Source organism: Ruegeria sp. ABM4_193 (assembly GCF_056158705.1).
On record NZ_JBSWTT010000001.1, the window covers coordinates 2,762,558 to 2,778,512 of the forward strand.

Sequence of the window (15,955 nt, forward strand, 5' to 3'; positions counted from 1 at the left end):
CCTCCAGGGTTGGTCGGGGTTTCGGCCCGATCATTGGCGCAGGCTCTTCCAGCGCCGCTCCGGTGGTAAACTAACTTTACCATTACGATCCAGTCAACAATTTTGTTTACCAATGGATATGAAGCTGCTTTCACTCGCAGCGTGACCGCGCGGTTCGTCAGCGTGTTGCGTTTTTGGTTCAGATTTTAAAATCTTGCAATTTTCCCAATCAATTCTGGCAATTATGCCTAGGAATTCAGCGAACCGTGTTTTCTTGAAAATTACCGCGATATGGTTATATTTATTTACCAGTAATATGATCTTCGCATTTCATATGAGGCAAAACCATGAGCACCAAGGCGATTTTTGAACCGGTCGGACACGAATCGCTGGCAGACGCTGTTGTCTCACAAATCGAAGATCTGATCGCATCGGGTATTCTTAAACAGGGGCGCAAGCTGCCTTCCGAGCGTGATCTGGCAGAGATGCTGCGCGTGTCGCGCCCGAAACTGCGCGAAGCGCTGGCCGCGCTGGAAGAGCGCGGCTTGGTGACCACTCAGCACGGAGAAGGTACATTTGTAGCCGCCCTGACAGGGCAGGCGATGCTACCGGCGTTGCTCTCACTTTACGAACGGCACGAGCCCGCGTTTTTTGACTATCTTGAATACCGTCGCGAGCAAGAAGGGTTTGCCGCCCGCCTGGCCGCCCGACGCGCGACCAAGGCGGACAAGGAACGAATTGCCGAGATTCTGGCCGAAAACCAACGCGCCTGGGAAGAAAATGATGCCTTGGCCTCGCGCGAAGCAGATTTCGCGCTGCATTCAGCCATTGTTGATGCCAGCCAGAATGCAACTCTTATCCATATGATGGCGTCCATCTATGAATTGACCAAGCAAGGCGTCTTCTACAACCGCAGCTTTTTGAAGTCGATTGACGGGTCTGGCAAGAAATTGCTGGAACAGCATCTTGAATTGGGTCAGGCCGTGATCGACAGCGATGAAGAGCGTGCGGAACAGGCTGCGTTTGCACATATCGATTTCGTTGAAGATTCCTTCAAACTGGGAATCGAACAGCAACGCCGCGAAGCCATGGCTGAAAAGCGTCGGATATTGTCGCGCTGATGATTTGTGGGCGGTCAGCCCGTCACGTCCAATGCGCCCAACATGCCGGTTTCCTTAACCGCCTCCATCGCCACAAAGGTGGATGTGCTCGCCACATGTGGCAGAGACGAGATCTTTTCTGCCAGCACCGCGCGGTATTCTGACATGGATCCGGTTCGAACCTTCAAAAGATAGTCGAAGTTTGACGCAATCATATGGGCCTGCTCGACTTCTGCGATCCGGCGAACGGCGGCATTGAACTCGGCCAGTGCATTTTCTCGCGTGTCTGTCATACGCACCTCGACAAAAGCCACGTGATCCAGGCCCAATCTGATCGGGTCAAGCATTGCCCGATACCCTTTTATCACGCCACTCGCCTCGAGCCGCTTTAGCCGCGCTTGCGTCGGTGATTTCGACAAACCGATCTCGCGCGCAAGATCAGCAACCGAAACACGGCCATCCTCAGCCAATATTTTCAGAATCGACCGGTCGAAGCGGTCCAGATCAGGGAAGTTCATTTGCACTGTCTTTCGCCGTAAATTCGGAACACTCGCCTCTTTTTACGCAAAACTCGGTCCATTGTCCCGTTTCTTCCGACATATATTATCACAAAGACCGGAGGACCCATGTCACACAGCCTGCGTACACTCATTGACACCCCAACCTATGCCGATCAGTCGGCTGTTCTTGATACCCTGATCACTCAGGCCAACCTGACGAACACAGATCGCAACGCCATCTGTGCTGCTGCCGCGCAGCTGGTTCGCGACATCCGGTCCAGCACCTCACCCGGCTTGATGGAGGTATTTTTGGCCGAATATGGCCTGTCCACCGACGAAGGCATCGCCCTAATGTGTCTGGCCGAAGCACTGCTGCGCGTACCCGATGCCGATACGATCGATGCGTTGATCGAAGACAAGATCGCGCCATCCGATTGGGGCAAACATCTGGGGCAATCCTCATCATCGCTGGTGAACGCGTCGACCTGGGCGCTGATGCTGACCGGCAAGGTGCTGGACGAAGGCCAGGCCTCTCCGGTCGGTGCGCTGCGCGGTGCAATCAAGCGCTTGGGCGAGCCCGTGATCCGTACCGCCGTGGCGCGTGCGATGAAAGAAATGGGGCGGCAATTCGTTTTGGGTGAAACCATTCAGTCCGCCATGAAACGTGCGCGGGGGATGGAGGATAACGGCTATACCTATTCCTACGACATGCTGGGCGAAGCCGCACGCACCGAGGCGGACGCCGCGCGCTATCACCTGTCATACTCGCGCGCCATTTCGGCCATTGCCGAGGCCTGCATCCATGACGACATCCGCGCCAATCCCGGCATCTCGGTCAAGCTGTCCGCCCTGCATCCTCGCTACGAGCTTGCGCAAGAACAGACGGTCATGGACGAGTTGGTCCCGCGCCTGCGGGCTCTGGCATTGCTGGCCAAAGCCGCTGGCATGGGTCTGAACGTCGATGCCGAAGAGGCAGACCGCCTTTCGCTATCACTGCAAGTCATAGAGGCAGTCATGTCTGATCCAGCCCTCGCCGGGTGGCACGGGTTCGGTATCGTGGTGCAGGCCTACGGGCCACGCGCCGGTCTGGTTCTCGATACGTTATATGACATTGCCGAACGCCACGACCGTAAGCTGATGGTGCGTCTGGTCAAAGGCGCCTATTGGGACACAGAAATCAAACGTGCGCAGGTCGAAGGGGTGGATGGGTTTCCGGTCTTCACCCACAAGGCGGCAACCGATGTTTCCTACATCGCCAATGCCCGCAAACTGCTGAACATGACCGACCGGATCTATCCGCAATTTGCGACCCACAACGCCCATACGGTCAGCGCCATCCTGCATATGGCCGACGATCAACCTTATGAGTTCCAGCGCCTGCATGGCATGGGTGAGACTCTGCATCAGATCGTGATGGGTAAGCAAAACACCCGGTGCCGCATCTATGCGCCGGTCGGGGCGCATCGCGACCTACTGGCCTATCTTGTGCGACGTCTTCTGGAAAACGGGGCGAACTCGTCGTTCGTCAACCAGATTGTCGATGAAAACGTGCCGCCGGAAGAAGTCGCCGCAGACCCGTTTGTCACTGTACAGACGCCGCCGCCCGCCCTGCCGACAGGACCCGAGCTGTTTCAACCAGAACGCCCTAACTCCAAAGGGTTTGATCTGCACCACACGCCCACTCTGGATCGGATCGAGGCGGCGCGGGATGGGTTCCGGGCGCATCATTGGTTTGCTCAACCTCTGTTGGCTGACAAGGCCAAGCCAGAGGCCGAAGAACCTGTTACCAACCCGGCCAGTCCGCAGGACCGGCCCGGGTCCGTTGCGCCAGCCAGCGCGGCGGATGCAGAGCTGGCCCTGGCCTCGGCCAACCCCTGGGACGCACCGGCTGCTGAGCGTTCGCGCGTTCTGAACGCCGCTGCCGATCTTTATGAAGCGAACTATGGCGAGCTTTTCGCCCTTCTTGCTCGCGAAGCCGGGAAATCACTGCCTGACGCTGTGGCGGAACTGCGCGAGGCGGTGGACTTCCTGCGGTATTACGCAGCCAACATTCCTGCGGCCAAGCCTGCCGGAATCTTTACCTGCATCAGCCCCTGGAACTTCCCTCTGGCCATTTTCTCAGGTCAGATCGCAGCGGCGCTGGCCACCGGAAACGCTGTGTTGGCCAAACCTGCGCCTCAGACGCCTTTGGTTGCGCATCGCGCCATTCAATTGATGCACGAGACAGGCGTGCCGCGCGATGCGTTGCAATTGCTGCCCGGTGGACCTGCTGTAGGCGCCGCGCTAACGTCGGATGAACGCGTTTCGGGCGTGGCCTTTACCGGGTCTACGGCCACAGCGCTCAAGATCAGGGCCGCGATGGCCGGGAACATGCGCCCCGGCACGCCGCTGATCGCGGAAACCGGCGGTCTGAACGCCATGATCGTCGACAGCACCGCCCTGCCCGAACAAGCCGTGCAATCGATCGTCGAAAGTGCCTTTCAGTCGGCGGGCCAACGTTGTTCGGCCCTGCGGTGTCTGTATCTGCAGGAAGACATCGCCGACGACGTTCTGACCATGCTCAAAGGCGCAATGGACGCCCTGAGCATTGGAGATCCCTGGCTCATCTCAACCGATTGCGGCCCGGTCATCGACGAACGGGCCCGGCAAGGCATAGCTGATCACGTGGCCAAAGCCCGTGGCGAAGGGCGGGTTCTGAAAGAGCTTCCGCTGCCGCCCGAAGGCACTTTTGTTGCCCCAACACTGATCGAGGTTTCTGGCATTACCGCGCTGGAACGCGAGATTTTTGGACCCGTACTGCACGTGGCCCGGTTCAAGGCGCAGGACATCGACAAGGTCATCGCCGATATAAACGCCACTGGATACGGGCTGACCTTTGGCCTGCATACGCGCATCGACGACCGGGTCCAGCATGTGACCGAGGCGATCCATGCGGGCAACATCTATGTCAACCGCAACCAGATCGGCGCCATCGTCGGTTCGCAACCCTTTGGTGGCGAAGGTCTGTCGGGCACCGGCCCCAAGGCGGGCGGGCCGAACTACATGGCCCGCTTCTGCGCGCCGGATCGTCAAAGCACCGCAGATACGTGGAGCACCGTGGCCGACCTGCCAGCCCCTCAAGGGCAACCAGCGCCAGTCAAAACCCAATCCTTGCCAGGTCCGACCGGAGAATCGAACCGCCTAAGCGAATACCCTCGCCAGCCATTGCTGTGTATGGGGCCCGGAGAGGCCGCAGCGCGCGCCCAGGCCAAGGCTGTTCAGGCGCTGGGTGGCACCGCCATTCAAGCAACCGGAATGCTTGACCTGCATCGGTTGGAAAACCTGACCGGCATCTCAGGTGTACTGTGGTGGGGGGATGACGAGACCGCCCGGCAGATCGAACAACATCTGGCACGCCGCGACGGCCCGATTCTGCCTCTGATCCCTGGCAAGCCCGACCGCGCGCGGGTTCTGGGCGAACGTCATGTCTGCGTCGACACGACAGCTGCGGGCGGAAACGCTGCGTTGTTGGGAGGTGCGGCATAAGCTTGCCTTGACGCTGGGCGCGCAAAAGCCCAGCGTCGCACCATGTTTCCGATCCGTGACCATAACCCTTCGGGGCGCACGCCGTATGTTGTCTATGCTCTGTTGGCGGCCAACATCCTGATCTTCCTCAGCTATGTGGGGATCATGGATGACGGGCCGCGGATCAGCAGGCTGTTCTTCGACTACGCCATCATCCCAGCGCGCGTCAGCGATGGGTTTGGGTTGGAAACCCTTGTGACTTCCATGTTCCTGCATGGCGGCTGGATGCATCTGGCCGGAAACATGCTTTTCCTTTGGATTTTCGGTGACAACCTGGAAGACGAGATGGGACACCTGCCCTTCTTGCTGTTCTATCTGGCAGCCGGGATTGGCGCTGGCCTCATTCACATCATCACCGGGCCGGACTCTCAGGTGCCGACCGTCGGCGCCTCGGGCGCAATTGCAGGTGTGATGGGTGGGTATCTGTTGCTGTTCCCGAAAGCGCGGGTGGATATCCTGCTGATCCTGATTGTCTATTTCAGGGTCTTCACCATTCCGGCCTTCATCATGCTGGGGGTCTGGCTGGCGATTCAGTTCTTTGGCAGCGTCACCAGCAACCCCGACGAAGGCGGCATTGCCTATTGGGCCCATACCGGAGGGTTTGCTGTGGGCCTGATCCTGTGCATACCGCTTTGGCTGCGGCGCGGAGGGGTGCAGTTTTGGGACCGCACCCATGGCCACCCGCCCCACCCAGAAGCGAAATACAAGCTTTCGCAGTCACGTATTCCACGTGTTCCGCGCAAGTAACCTGAGAACTGTTTAGCCCCGGATAACCTTAGAGAACTGATCAAAGATCGGTTCGTTAGAACAGATCACTTCACCATCCTCCAGCACACTGCCTTCGGGGTTCAAAGCTTGAACGAAGCCGCCAGCCTCTTTCACGATGATGATACCGGCCGCCAGATCCCACGCGTTCAGGCGGCGTTCCCAGAAGCCTTCGTACCGGCCAGCGGCGACATACGCCATATCAAGCGCAGCAGCACCCCAGCGGCGTACACCAGCGCAAGCGGGCATGAGACGTGCCAGATCCTGCAGAGTCGCTGGCAGGTCCGAACGACCGCCAAAAGGCAGGCCAGTCGCAAAGACCGATTCAATCATGCGGTGACGGCCCGACACGCGAATACGCATATCGTTCATCCATGCGCCCTCGCCTTTTTCGGCAAAGAACATCTCGTCCTTGGCGGCATCATAGATCACACCGGCAACAATCTTGCCCTTGTGTTCCAGCGCGATCGAGATCGCCCAATGCGGCAGGCCGTGCAGAAAGTTGGTGGTGCCATCCAGCGGATCGACGATCCAGCGACGAGTCGGGTCTTCGCCGTCAATCGCACCACCTTCTTCGGCCAGCCAGCCATAGGTGGGACGTGCGCCCAGCAACTCCTCTTTCAGGACAGCCTCGGCGGCGATATCAGCTTTGGAAACGAAGTCCCCCGCGCCTTTCATCGACACCTGCAAATTCTCGACTTCACGGAAATCTTTGACCAAAGAACGCCCCGCTTTGCGCGCGGCTTTGATCATGATGTTGAGATTTGCACTGCCAACCATTGTCAAAAGGCTCCTGTCCGGTCAAACCGCGCGTATACTGCCGCAATGCGCCATTGCCAAGAGGAATGATACGCATAACGGACCCGCAGGAAACGCCGTTACTGGGATTGCAGCTTGCGGGCTTCTTCCCGGGCCAGTTTCACCAGTTCCTGAACATAAGGCTTCTCAAGATCCTCCGACCGGATCGCAGCGTACAGGCGGCGCGTGATCCCTTCCTTCGTCAGGGGCCGGGTGACGTAGTCCGAGTTGTACTTAACCTCGCGCACGACCCAATCCGGCAAGACTGAAATCCCCCGGTTAGACGCGACCAAAAGCAGAATGACAGCGGTCAACTCGACCTGCCGGATCGCGGCGGGTTCAACCCGAGCAGGGATCAGCAACTGGCTGAACACATCCAGACGCGTACGTTCCACCGGATACGTGATCAAGGTCTGACCGCGAAAATCCTCTGCCTCGATGTATTCTTTCTCGGCCAGTGGATGGGTCGAGGCGGCCACAAAGACGGCGTTGTAGTCGAACAGCTCCACAAACTCGACACCCGGCATGTCTTCGGGGTCGGACGACACCACCAGATCAACCTCTTCCTTTTGCAAGGCCGGAAGGGCATCAAAGGCCAGACCGGGACGAATATCCACATCAACGTCGCCCCAGGATTTCCTGAAAGCCTCAAGAACCGGGAAAAGCCATTCAAAACAGGCATGGCATTCAATGGCGATATGCATCCGCCCGGTGCGCCCATCCCTCAGCGAAGAAAATTCATGCTGAGCGGCCTCAACCTGCGGCAGGATCTGTTCAGCCAAGCGAAGCAAGCGCAACCCGGCGGCCGACAGTTTCATGGGTTTCGAGCGGCGCAGAAACAGTTCGACCCCTGCCTGATCCTCTAACCCTTTGATCTGATGGCTTAACGCAGACTGAGTAATGTTCAACTGGTCTGCTGCACGCGCCAGTCCACCGCATTCATGGATCGCTTTGATGGTACGCAGGTGCCGGAATTCAATGTGCATTTCGAACAGCATTCATGTTGTTGTTGAATAATATGAGTTTGTCTCACATTGCCTGCCATGGCACAAGAGGCTCAGATGATCCAGCGAGGCCGTTATGTCCAAACCTGAAATTTCCTTTGAGTTCTTTCCGCCCAAAACTCTGGAAGCCTCATTCCGTCTTTGGGACACGGTTCAGACTTTGGCCCCCCTGGACCCTCGCTTCGTGTCCGTTACCTATGGCGCTGGTGGGACAACGCGCGAGCTGACACGTGACGCAGTTTCGACCCTTCATAAGTCGTCGGGCCTGAACGTCGCTGCACATTTGACCTGTGTCGATGCCTCACGGCAGGAAACACTGGAAATCGCCGACACATTCGCACGCGCCGGTGTGCAAGACATCGTCGCCCTGCGCGGCGACCCGCCGAAGGGTCAGGACAAGTTCGTTCCGCACCCCGACGGGTTTGCCAGCTCGGTCGAGCTGATTGAAGCGCTGGCCGAAACCGAGATGTTCAGTATTCGCGTCGGTGCCTATCCTGACAAACACCCCGAAGCTGCCGATTTGGCTGCGGATGTGGATTGGCTGAAGGCCAAGCTTGACGCGGGCGCGGACGAAGCCCTGACGCAGTTCTTCTTCGAGGCAAAAACCTTTTTCCGTTTCCGTGACGCCTGCGCCAAAGCGGGCATCGACAAGCCGATTGTGCCCGGCATTCTGCCGATCGAGAACTGGGCAGGTGCCCGCAATTTCGCCAAGCGCTGCGGCACACATATTCCTGTGTGGATGGAACAGGCTTTCGAAAAGGCAGTGCGTGACGGACGCGAGGATCTGCTGGCAACCGCGATCTGCACCGAGCTGTGTTCAGATCTGATCGAAGGCGGCGTGGACAAGCTGCATTTCTACACACTGAACCGTCCGGAACTGACCCGTGATGTGTGCTTTGCGCTTGGCATTACGCCGCGCGTTGAACTGGAAAACGTCGCCTAAGTCGGAAAAACTCAACGATTCGCCCGGGTTACGCTCACCTCGGGCGACTTTCGTTCTATTTTGTGTGAACTGTTTCACACTCATATTCGCAAAATTGCAGTCTTACAGGACAATTGAATCGCAAGATCGCGATTGTTGTCTGCACCCTCGCAAATCCACCTCGGAATTTGACAAAACTATGACCTGGGCGACACTGGAGGCGTGTAGTTTGTAACGAGTGTTTTGAGTATGGAACCTGTAGATAAAGTGCGGGCGCGCACTGATGCCCTTGCAGATTTGGGATTGCCCCCATCTGCCAGTTCCAATGAAATCAGAGAGGCGTGGCGGCAGATCGCCTTTCATTCGCATCCCGATCACCGGGATGGGGACAGTTCCGGGTTTTCGCGCGCCAAGGCCGCCTATGATTTCTTACGCAACGAAGGATTGACGAAAAGGGGCGGTGGCAAAGCTGGCCAGGCTCAACCGCGTCGTCCGCGTTTGAAAAAGCGGATCATTGAGTTGCCGCAGGAAGACATCGCCGCCTGCAAAGCAATGCTGAGCCCTGAGGAAGTCTTGTCTCATGAGCACAGCCCAGCAGATGCGTTTGACGTACCCGAAGCGTGCATTTCGGACCATGTTCCAGATGCGGTAGGCTGTTACGGGCGGCATTTGACCTATTTCGTCACCACACCCGTGCATCACGGTGCAAATCGTGTGGCCTTGCCAACAACAGTCCTGAGCGGTGCGCGGCATACCGAGGCAGAGATTCTGAGCTTTCAGTCCAAGGACACCGGTGCCGGAGAAGTGGTGATCCCGGACACGATTTGCGAACGCAAATTTCCAGGCGCCAAGAGCGTGAAGATCCGGTTTGATGCCGATCAGGACATCCGCGATCAATTCTGGCTGGCGGGCTGAATGCAAAAAAGCCCGGCCAGATCAGCCGGGCTTTGAATTTTTCAATCCAAGGCGTCGATCAGTTTGTGACCGGGCCTTCCGAAGTGAATTTCGGGATCACACTTGTCGATGCGTCCGAGGACTCGATGCCCGGCCAGTTGCCTTCAGCGATGTTGATGTTGCCGGGCACATCTTCTTCCCAAAAGCCAACAACCACATCGGTGATGTTCAGGTACAGCTTGTCATCGACAATGCGCCACAAGTTGGGGTTGGCCGGAACCTTACCGCCTTTTGACACGCCATAAGCACAGTGGCCATCATATTGCGGCGCATAGAAGGCCGGGTTTTCCAGGAACGTGTCGCGGTTTTCTTCGGTCGCAAAAGCCCAGGTTGCACCGTTGTATTCCGCTGTAATGTCGGCTTTTCCGCGCACGGCTTCGGGCTGCGATTGGCCGACCGGAACCTGATCCAGGCTGCGATATGCAACCACGTCGTAGCCCGAGACAGCAAAGCCGGTGCCATCAACATATTGAGGCCCGGCAAATGCCGGAACCGCCAGAGCCATGGCCGCAGCGAAGGTCAATGCAAAGCGTTTCATGTGGTCTATCCTTTTCGGGTCAACTGTGTCCGTGATGCCGTTGTGGCAGGTCTGACAAGACAATATGCGATTCCCGTGCAGTTCGTAGTCCCCCTAACGCCGCTGTGACCCGACACGAGAAAACGTGAGAGTTTGGACGGCGATTGTTACAGAATAAGGCAACTGCAGCGGGTTGGACTCGGCGGTTTGCAATATTAGCTTTAAGACAGCCCTGATAACGGCAAGAAAGGCAAGAGATGAGCGACCAATCCCCGTACACCCCCCCAGCGGTCTGGACCTGGGACAGCAAAAGCGGCGGCCAGTTCGCCAATATCAACCGGCCGATTGCCGGAGCGACCCACGACAAAGACCTGCCAGTCGGACGCCACCCACTGCAACTGTACTCGCTGGCCACACCCAATGGCGTGAAGGTTACGGTCATGCTGGAAGAACTGTTGGCACTGGGTTACGAAGGCGCTGAATACAATGCCTGGCTGGTCAATATCGGCGAGGGCGATCAGTTCAGCTCGGGCTTTGTCGGAGCCAACCCAAATTCGAAAATCCCGGCCCTTTGGGACCGGTCAGGGGATACACCGACGCGCGTGTTCGAAAGCGCTTCGATCCTGTTTCACCTGGCTGAAAAGTTCGGCGCGTTCCTTCCTGCGGCGGGCCCTGAGCGCACTGAGGTGATGAACTGGGTGTTCTGGCAAATGGGCAGCGCGCCATATCTGGGCGGCGGGTTCGGCCATTTCTACGCTTACGCGCCCGAGAAGTGGGAGTACCCGATCAACCGCTTCGCGATGGAGACCAAGCGGCAGCTGGACGTTCTGGATCGGGAATTGGCGGACAAGACCTACATTGCTGGTGACGAGTACACGATTGCCGACATGGCGATCTGGCCTTGGTATGGCCAACTGGTGCTGGGCCGTCTCTATAGCGCCGCCGAGTTTCTGGACGTTGAATCGTACAAAAACGTCATGCGTTGGGCCAAGGAAATTGACGCCCGTCCGGCGGTTCAGCGCGGGCGTATGGTCAACCGTGCTTTTGGCGAGCCGCACACGCAGCTGCACGAACGCCATGATGCCAGCGATTTCGAGACCCGCACGCAGGACAAACTGGAACCAGCGGCGGAATAACTAATCCCGCTAGCACAACAACACGCGGTGCGGTCTGCGCCGCGTGTATGCGTTTAGACGTCTATTTCAGAATTGGCGGATTGTCCGGGTTACTGCCGGGGGCCTCTCTTACCTGCTTGACGCTTTTGGGCTCGGGCAGATCAAAGCGAAGTCCAACCTTGGCCAACAACGCAGCAGCAGGCTCGCTGGCGGCGAAAAAACCGACATCCATCGCGCCCGCCTCGATCCCGGAAAAGGTCAACGCTTCGGACGCGGCCTTGGCAAGCGCGGGCTCTGCCCCGTCGAGAACATCGACAAAACCCAACAAATGTCCCTGCGCGCCAGCTTCTGACTTGGTGGCTACCAAATAGGCCGCAGTGGCCAACCCGCCTGCGGTTGCCAGTTTGGTATCCAAAGCGGCCAGCAAATTATCAGGCAAACCAGACGGCGGCATGAACTCAGCCAGTTTTTCCTCGACCTCTTTTGGACTGTGTTGCAGCGTTTCGGCCAACCAACCCAATGCTTCTGCCGGGACCAGCATCGAGGATGGCGCAGTTTCCAGATTCAGGCCTAGCCCGATCCCCTGCCCTGCCAGCATCCCGGAAAGCACCCGCCCCGAAAGCGCCACGTAAGGTACAGGCCGACCTGCGAACTGCGCCAACCGTTCCTCTCGGTCAAAAGCCAGCACAAAGCGCCCGTCCGCAACGTCGAATAATTCGGGCGAGATATTCTCGTCCTGCGCTTCCTCGGTCAGCATCAGGAACAGCTCGCTGTCGGCCAGCCGCTCAAAAAATCGCAACCGGGCGGAATCGTTTTGCAGATCTGCCTGCATCGCGGCATGTGCTGCGTCCAACGCCGTGGGTTCAGTCATTCAACACCTCTTGGACCCGCGCGCGCAGAACCGGTAAAAGCTCGGCCTCGAACAACGGGTTTTTCTTTAACCATGCCGTATTGCGCCAGGACGGATGAGGCAAGGCAAAGACCCGCGGCGCATGGTCCTGCCAGCTTTGGACGGTGCTTGTGACCGAACCGCGTACGCCAAGGTGGTACTTATGCGCATGCCCCCCGACCAGGACGGTCAACGGCACCTGGCCCAGAACGCTCATCACCCGATCATGCCAGGTGTTTCGGCACAGGGCGGGCGGCGGAAGGTCGGCGCTGCGGGCATCATAACCGGGAAAGCAGAACGCCATGGGTACAATCGACACGCGGTCGCGGTCATAAAAGATCGTCTCATCAATCCCCAACCAATGCCTCAATCTGTCACCCGATGGGTCGGTGAACGGCCGCCCCGACTCATGCACGCGTGCACCCGGCGCCTGCCCTGCGATCAGAATTGGCGTGCCAGACCGAAACCAAACAACCGGGCGTGGTTCATGCGCCGTTGCTGTTTGTGAAAACCTGTCTGCGCACAGGCGACAGGCCCGAATTTCGTCGGCTAAGCTGTCCATCGGATGTCAAAACCTCTTTTGGCCCACGCGTCACGACGGGGAACATAAGGCCCGCCGGACACACCGCCAATCAGGTTGTCACAGGTTTTACCTCAACGCATTGATCATTTGTTTCATAATTCGACATAATGTAGCCAACATGGAACGGTAAAAAAACCTTCTCCGGCCGTCCCAAAGAACGGCAACACAACGGAACACGAGCAGCAGGCCCCGAATGTTAGAGTTCGACAATGTCAGCAAGTCCTTCTGGACCGGAACCCGCCGCAAGGTGATTCTGGATCAGGTCTCGTTCCGGGTCGAGCTGGGCACGTCACTGGGGGTTCTGGCCCCGAACGGCACTGGAAAAACCACGCTAATCAATATGATGGCTGGTTTGGAAAAACCAGACGAGGGCGTGATCCGACGCGAATGTCGCGTCTCTTTCCCCATGGGGTTCACAGGTGGTGTGTCGGGAAAGCTGTCCGCTCTTGAGAATGCGCGCTACATCGCCAAGATCTATGGGATGGACCCGGATTATATCGAAGCCTATTGCAAATGGCTTTGTGGTCTGGGCGAATATTTCGATCAACCGCTGGCGACCTATTCCTCGGGGATGCGTTCCCGGTTCACCTTCGCTTTGATGTTGGCGCTGGATTTCGACATGTATCTGATCGACGAAGGGATGCCCGCATCAACGGATGTCGAGTTCAACGAAAAAGCCGGCTCGATCCTGAAAGAGAGACTGCGCACCACAACTCTGGTCATCGTATCACACAGCCCGTCCGTGTTAGAAAAGTTTGCCCAACAAGCCGCCGTCCTTTTGGACGGGCAATTGTACATGTTTGAATCCTTGGAAGAGGCTAAGCAGTTATATGACTACGAATCCCAAGGTTAGAAAGTACAACTGGCGCCGCAACCAGCAGGCTGACGGTTCCGCCGAAGCGCGGGCCGACGCAATTTCGCGCATTCGCAACGCAACGCATGGCCAACCTGCTGCGGATCAGGCGCAGCCAGGAACACAGTTGGACGACATCAAACGCGAAGGTTTGACGGGACGCCAGTTGCGTATTGCACGACGGTTGGCGCAGAAACATGGGCTGGCTGCGACCTCGGATTATGATGCGGTGCGTTTGTTGCGTCAAAAGGGCATTGACCCGTTCCAGCGCACCAATCTTCTGGATCTTGCTGCCGCCAGGCCCCCGGCCAACGACGAAGAGAACAACACCAAGGACAAGGTCAGTATCAAGCTTCCGCAGGCTGTGGGTGCGAAAAAGTCCAATTTACCAGGACCCGACCTGAGCCCCGCTGAACGACGCAACCTTGAGATCGGGGAAATCCAGAAAGACATTGCACGCAGACGCAGGCGCAAACTGTTTGCCTTGTTTGCGCGGCTGGCCGTCTTTGTGTTTCTGCCGACCTTTGTCGTGGGTTTCTATTTCTACCGCATCGCCACCCCGATGTATGCCAGCGATTCAGAGTTTTTGATCCTGCAGGCAGACGGTGGACCGGGCAGTGTTGGCGGTTTGCTGGCGGGAACTCAGTTTGCCACAACGCAGGACTCGATCTCCGTGCAGTCCTTTCTTGAATCGAAAGAGGCGCTGCTGTTGCTGGATCAGGATGCAGGATTTTCGGACGTCTTCAAACAGGACTGGATCGACCCGGTTCAAAGGCTGGCCGCCGATGCGTCACTTGAGGACGCGTACAAACTGTTCAACCGGATGATCACCATCGGCTACGATCCAACCGAAGGGGTTATTCGGATGGAGGTCGCGGCCCCGGATCCACAGACCTCGACCGAGTTCTCGGAGCGTCTGATCTCGTACGCCGAAAACAGGGTGAACGCGCTTTCCGGTAAAAAACGTGAAGACCAGATGCGTGATGCGGTTGAAAGCTTTGAGGCGGCTCAAGAGGCGCGCAAACAGGCGCAGGAAGAGCTGATTGAACTTCAGTTGCAGGGTGCTGTGCTGGATCCGGAAAACGTAATCGCCAGCCTTCGAAGTCGTATCAACGAGATCGAGATACTGGTTCAGGACAAAGAGTTGGAGCTAGCGGCTTTGCAGGACAATCTGCGCCCGAACAAAGCCAAAGTAGATGGCGTTCAGGCTGACATTGCCCGGCTGGAAAAGGTGCTGGAAGATTTGAATGCCCAAATGCAGGACGCCTCTGCCGGCGAAAATTCGCTGGCCCGGCTAAGCGTGCGCATACAGATCGCCCAGGCCGATCTGGCGGCTCGGGATATGATGCTGCAAACGGCAATGCAGCAAATGGAAACAACCCGGTCCGAGGCCAACCGGCAGGTTCGGTATCTGACTGTTTCGGTGAACCCTATTCCCAGTCAGGAACCCAGCTATCCGCGCAAGTTTGAAAATACGATTTTGGCATTCCTGTTATTTGCTGGTATCTACCTCATGATCTCGCTTACTGCGTCGGTCCTTCGTGAACAGGTATCCTCATAAGACCCATGAAACATGTAAAAATCTCCGACCTGACGGTCGGCAACGACCTTCCGCTGACCATCATTGCCGGCCCCTGCCAGCTTGAAACAGCAGACCATGCGCAAATGATTGCAGGCAAGATGAAAGAAGCCTGTGACGCCGTCGGTGCGCAATATGTATTCAAGGCGTCTTACGACAAAGCGAACCGGACGTCTCTGTCAGGCAAGCGTGGTATGGGAATCGATGCGGGCCTGCAGGTTCTGGATGACATTCGCAAAACCATGGGCATCCCGGTCCTGACAGATGTCCATACCGAGGCACAATGCGCCCTCGCAGCCCAGGCTGTGGATGTTCTGCAAATTCCTGCCTTTCTGTGTCGTCAGACCGACATGCTGCTGGCCGCTGGCAATACCGGCGCTGTGATCAACGTGAAAAAAGGCCAGTTCCTTGCCCCGTGGGAAATGCCAAACATCATTGCCAAGATCGAAAGCACGGGAAACCAGAACATTTTGCTGACCGAACGCGGTACGTCGTTCGGGTACAACACCTTGGTGGCCGATATGAGGTCATTGCCGCAGATGTCCCAGACCGGGTATCCGGTGGTTATGGACGCGACCCACTCGGTGCAACAACCCGGTGGGCAGGGCGGCTCTTCCGGCGGTCAGCGAGAGTTTGCCCCCGTGATGGCACGCGCAGCGGTCGCCGTCGGCACAGCTGCTGTGTTCATGGAGACGCATCAGGACCCCGACAACGCACCGTGCGACGGGCCCAACATGATTTACCTCGACCAAATGCCCCAACTTGTTGACACATTGATGCGTTTTGATGCGCTTGCCAAAGCGAATCCTATTCAAATTTAACGATTGAGACTT

At 57.5% G+C, this 15,955-nt stretch carries 15 protein-coding genes; 9 read left to right on the top strand and 6 right to left on the bottom strand.

Annotated elements, in window-relative coordinates; translation table 11 throughout:
* Positions 1-326: 326 nt before the first annotated feature.
* Positions 327-1,100 carry a FadR/GntR family transcriptional regulator gene (locus ACXADZ_RS13810; protein ID WP_171669513.1) on the top strand — a complete coding sequence of 258 codons (774 nt, stop codon included), beginning with the start codon at positions 327-329 and terminating at the stop codon, positions 1,098-1,100.
* A gap of 14 nt (positions 1,101-1,114) precedes the next feature.
* Here ACXADZ_RS13810 and ACXADZ_RS13815 read toward each other — a convergent pair whose 3' ends face one another.
* Positions 1,115-1,597: an Lrp/AsnC family transcriptional regulator gene (locus tag ACXADZ_RS13815; RefSeq protein ID WP_475197153.1), complete on the bottom strand. Its 483-nt coding sequence runs from the start codon at positions 1,595-1,597 to the stop codon at positions 1,115-1,117.
* Positions 1,598-1,705: 108 nt separating this feature from the next.
* Between ACXADZ_RS13815 and putA the strand changes: the two genes are divergently transcribed.
* Together putA and ACXADZ_RS13825 are read left to right on the top strand one after the other, a co-directional pair.
* Complete coding sequence (gene putA, locus ACXADZ_RS13820; RefSeq protein WP_475197156.1) at positions 1,706-5,104, top strand: bifunctional proline dehydrogenase/L-glutamate gamma-semialdehyde dehydrogenase PutA; 3,399 nt, start codon at positions 1,706-1,708, stop codon at positions 5,102-5,104.
* A 42-nt stretch (positions 5,105-5,146) separates the two neighbouring features.
* Positions 5,147-5,890: a rhomboid family intramembrane serine protease gene (locus tag ACXADZ_RS13825; RefSeq protein ID WP_171669511.1), complete on the top strand. Its 744-nt coding sequence runs from the start codon at positions 5,147-5,149 to the stop codon at positions 5,888-5,890.
* 12 nt (positions 5,891-5,902) lie between these two features.
* On the opposite strand, the gene ACXADZ_RS13830 is transcribed toward ACXADZ_RS13825, so the two are convergent.
* The gene (locus ACXADZ_RS13830) at positions 5,903-6,688 is read right to left on the bottom strand and encodes an inositol monophosphatase family protein (RefSeq protein WP_475197160.1); all 786 of its coding nucleotides are present in this window, start codon (positions 6,686-6,688) and stop codon (positions 5,903-5,905) included.
* A 98-nt stretch (positions 6,689-6,786) separates the two neighbouring features.
* Positions 6,787-7,692 carry a LysR family transcriptional regulator gene (locus ACXADZ_RS13835; protein WP_475197162.1) on the bottom strand — a complete coding sequence of 302 codons (906 nt, stop codon included), beginning with the start codon at positions 7,690-7,692 and terminating at the stop codon, positions 6,787-6,789.
* A gap of 94 nt (positions 7,693-7,786) precedes the next feature.
* Between ACXADZ_RS13835 and metF the strand changes: the two genes are divergently transcribed.
* Together metF and ACXADZ_RS13845 are read left to right on the top strand one after the other, a co-directional pair.
* On the top strand, positions 7,787-8,653 hold the full coding sequence (gene metF, locus ACXADZ_RS13840; RefSeq protein ID WP_475197164.1) for a methylenetetrahydrofolate reductase [NAD(P)H]: 867 nt from the start codon (positions 7,787-7,789) through the stop codon (positions 8,651-8,653).
* 228 nt (positions 8,654-8,881) lie between these two features.
* Positions 8,882-9,547, top strand: a complete 666-nt coding sequence (locus ACXADZ_RS13845; protein WP_475197167.1) for a J domain-containing protein — start codon at positions 8,882-8,884, stop codon at positions 9,545-9,547.
* Between the two features lie 58 nt (positions 9,548-9,605).
* On the opposite strand, the gene ACXADZ_RS13850 is transcribed toward ACXADZ_RS13845, so the two are convergent.
* Positions 9,606-10,124 carry a YHS domain-containing (seleno)protein gene (locus tag ACXADZ_RS13850; RefSeq protein WP_171091582.1) on the bottom strand — a complete coding sequence of 173 codons (519 nt, stop codon included), beginning with the start codon at positions 10,122-10,124 and terminating at the stop codon, positions 9,606-9,608.
* Between the two features lie 236 nt (positions 10,125-10,360).
* On the opposite strand from ACXADZ_RS13850, the gene yghU reads away from it, so the two are divergent.
* Entirely contained in the window at positions 10,361-11,239 is an 879-nt protein-coding gene (gene yghU, locus ACXADZ_RS13855; RefSeq protein ID WP_475197169.1) for a glutathione-dependent disulfide-bond oxidoreductase, read from the top strand.
* 61 nt (positions 11,240-11,300) lie between these two features.
* Here yghU and ACXADZ_RS13860 read toward each other — a convergent pair whose 3' ends face one another.
* Both ACXADZ_RS13860 and ACXADZ_RS13865 read right to left on the bottom strand, forming a co-directional pair.
* Positions 11,301-12,089, bottom strand: a complete 789-nt coding sequence (locus ACXADZ_RS13860) for an SseB family protein (protein ID WP_475197171.1) — start codon at positions 12,087-12,089, stop codon at positions 11,301-11,303.
* Complete coding sequence (locus tag ACXADZ_RS13865) at positions 12,082-12,669, bottom strand: uracil-DNA glycosylase family protein (protein ID WP_475197172.1); 588 nt, start codon at positions 12,667-12,669, stop codon at positions 12,082-12,084. The genes ACXADZ_RS13860 and ACXADZ_RS13865 overlap by 8 nt, the downstream gene beginning before the upstream one ends.
* A gap of 214 nt (positions 12,670-12,883) precedes the next feature.
* Here ACXADZ_RS13865 and ACXADZ_RS13870 point away from each other — a divergent pair, with 214 nt between their 5' ends.
* The 3 genes from ACXADZ_RS13870 to kdsA are packed head-to-tail and all read left to right on the top strand — an operon-like array spanning position 12,884 to position 15,943.
* A complete protein-coding gene (locus ACXADZ_RS13870; RefSeq protein ID WP_171091597.1) occupies positions 12,884-13,543 on the top strand; it encodes an ABC transporter ATP-binding protein in 660 nt (219 codons plus the stop codon).
* Complete coding sequence (locus tag ACXADZ_RS13875) at positions 13,521-15,104, top strand: KpsE/RkpR family capsule polysaccharide export protein (protein ID WP_475197174.1); 1,584 nt, start codon at positions 13,521-13,523, stop codon at positions 15,102-15,104. The genes ACXADZ_RS13870 and ACXADZ_RS13875 overlap by 23 nt, the downstream gene beginning before the upstream one ends.
* 5 nt (positions 15,105-15,109) lie before the next feature.
* Entirely contained in the window at positions 15,110-15,943 is an 834-nt protein-coding gene (gene kdsA, locus ACXADZ_RS13880; RefSeq protein ID WP_475197176.1) for a 3-deoxy-8-phosphooctulonate synthase, read from the top strand.
* Positions 15,944-15,955: the final 12 nt, after the last annotated feature.

Coding starts and splice junctions, on each gene's coding strand:
- kdsA (WP_475197176.1), top strand. CDS start 15,110: ATGAAACATGTAAAAATCTCCGACCTGACGGTCGGCAACGACCTTCCG.
- ACXADZ_RS13870 (WP_171091597.1), top strand. CDS start 12,884: ATGTTAGAGTTCGACAATGTCAGCAAGTCCTTCTGGACCGGAACCCGC.
- ACXADZ_RS13810 (WP_171669513.1), top strand. CDS start 327: ATGAGCACCAAGGCGATTTTTGAACCGGTCGGACACGAATCGCTGGCA.
- putA (WP_475197156.1), top strand. CDS start 1,706: ATGTCACACAGCCTGCGTACACTCATTGACACCCCAACCTATGCCGAT.
- ACXADZ_RS13830 (WP_475197160.1), bottom strand. CDS start 6,688: ATGGTTGGCAGTGCAAATCTCAACATCATGATCAAAGCCGCGCGCAAA.
- ACXADZ_RS13835 (WP_475197162.1), bottom strand. CDS start 7,692: ATGCACATTGAATTCCGGCACCTGCGTACCATCAAAGCGATCCATGAA.
- ACXADZ_RS13845 (WP_475197167.1), top strand. CDS start 8,882: ATGGAACCTGTAGATAAAGTGCGGGCGCGCACTGATGCCCTTGCAGAT.
- ACXADZ_RS13875 (WP_475197174.1), top strand. CDS start 13,521: ATGACTACGAATCCCAAGGTTAGAAAGTACAACTGGCGCCGCAACCAG.
- ACXADZ_RS13865 (WP_475197172.1), bottom strand. CDS start 12,669: ATGGACAGCTTAGCCGACGAAATTCGGGCCTGTCGCCTGTGCGCAGAC.
- metF (WP_475197164.1), top strand. CDS start 7,787: ATGTCCAAACCTGAAATTTCCTTTGAGTTCTTTCCGCCCAAAACTCTG.
- ACXADZ_RS13860 (WP_475197171.1), bottom strand. CDS start 12,089: ATGACTGAACCCACGGCGTTGGACGCAGCACATGCCGCGATGCAGGCA.
- ACXADZ_RS13815 (WP_475197153.1), bottom strand. CDS start 1,597: ATGAACTTCCCTGATCTGGACCGCTTCGACCGGTCGATTCTGAAAATA.
- yghU (WP_475197169.1), top strand. CDS start 10,361: ATGAGCGACCAATCCCCGTACACCCCCCCAGCGGTCTGGACCTGGGAC.
- ACXADZ_RS13850 (WP_171091582.1), bottom strand. CDS start 10,124: ATGAAACGCTTTGCATTGACCTTCGCTGCGGCCATGGCTCTGGCGGTT.
- ACXADZ_RS13825 (WP_171669511.1), top strand. CDS start 5,147: ATGTTTCCGATCCGTGACCATAACCCTTCGGGGCGCACGCCGTATGTT.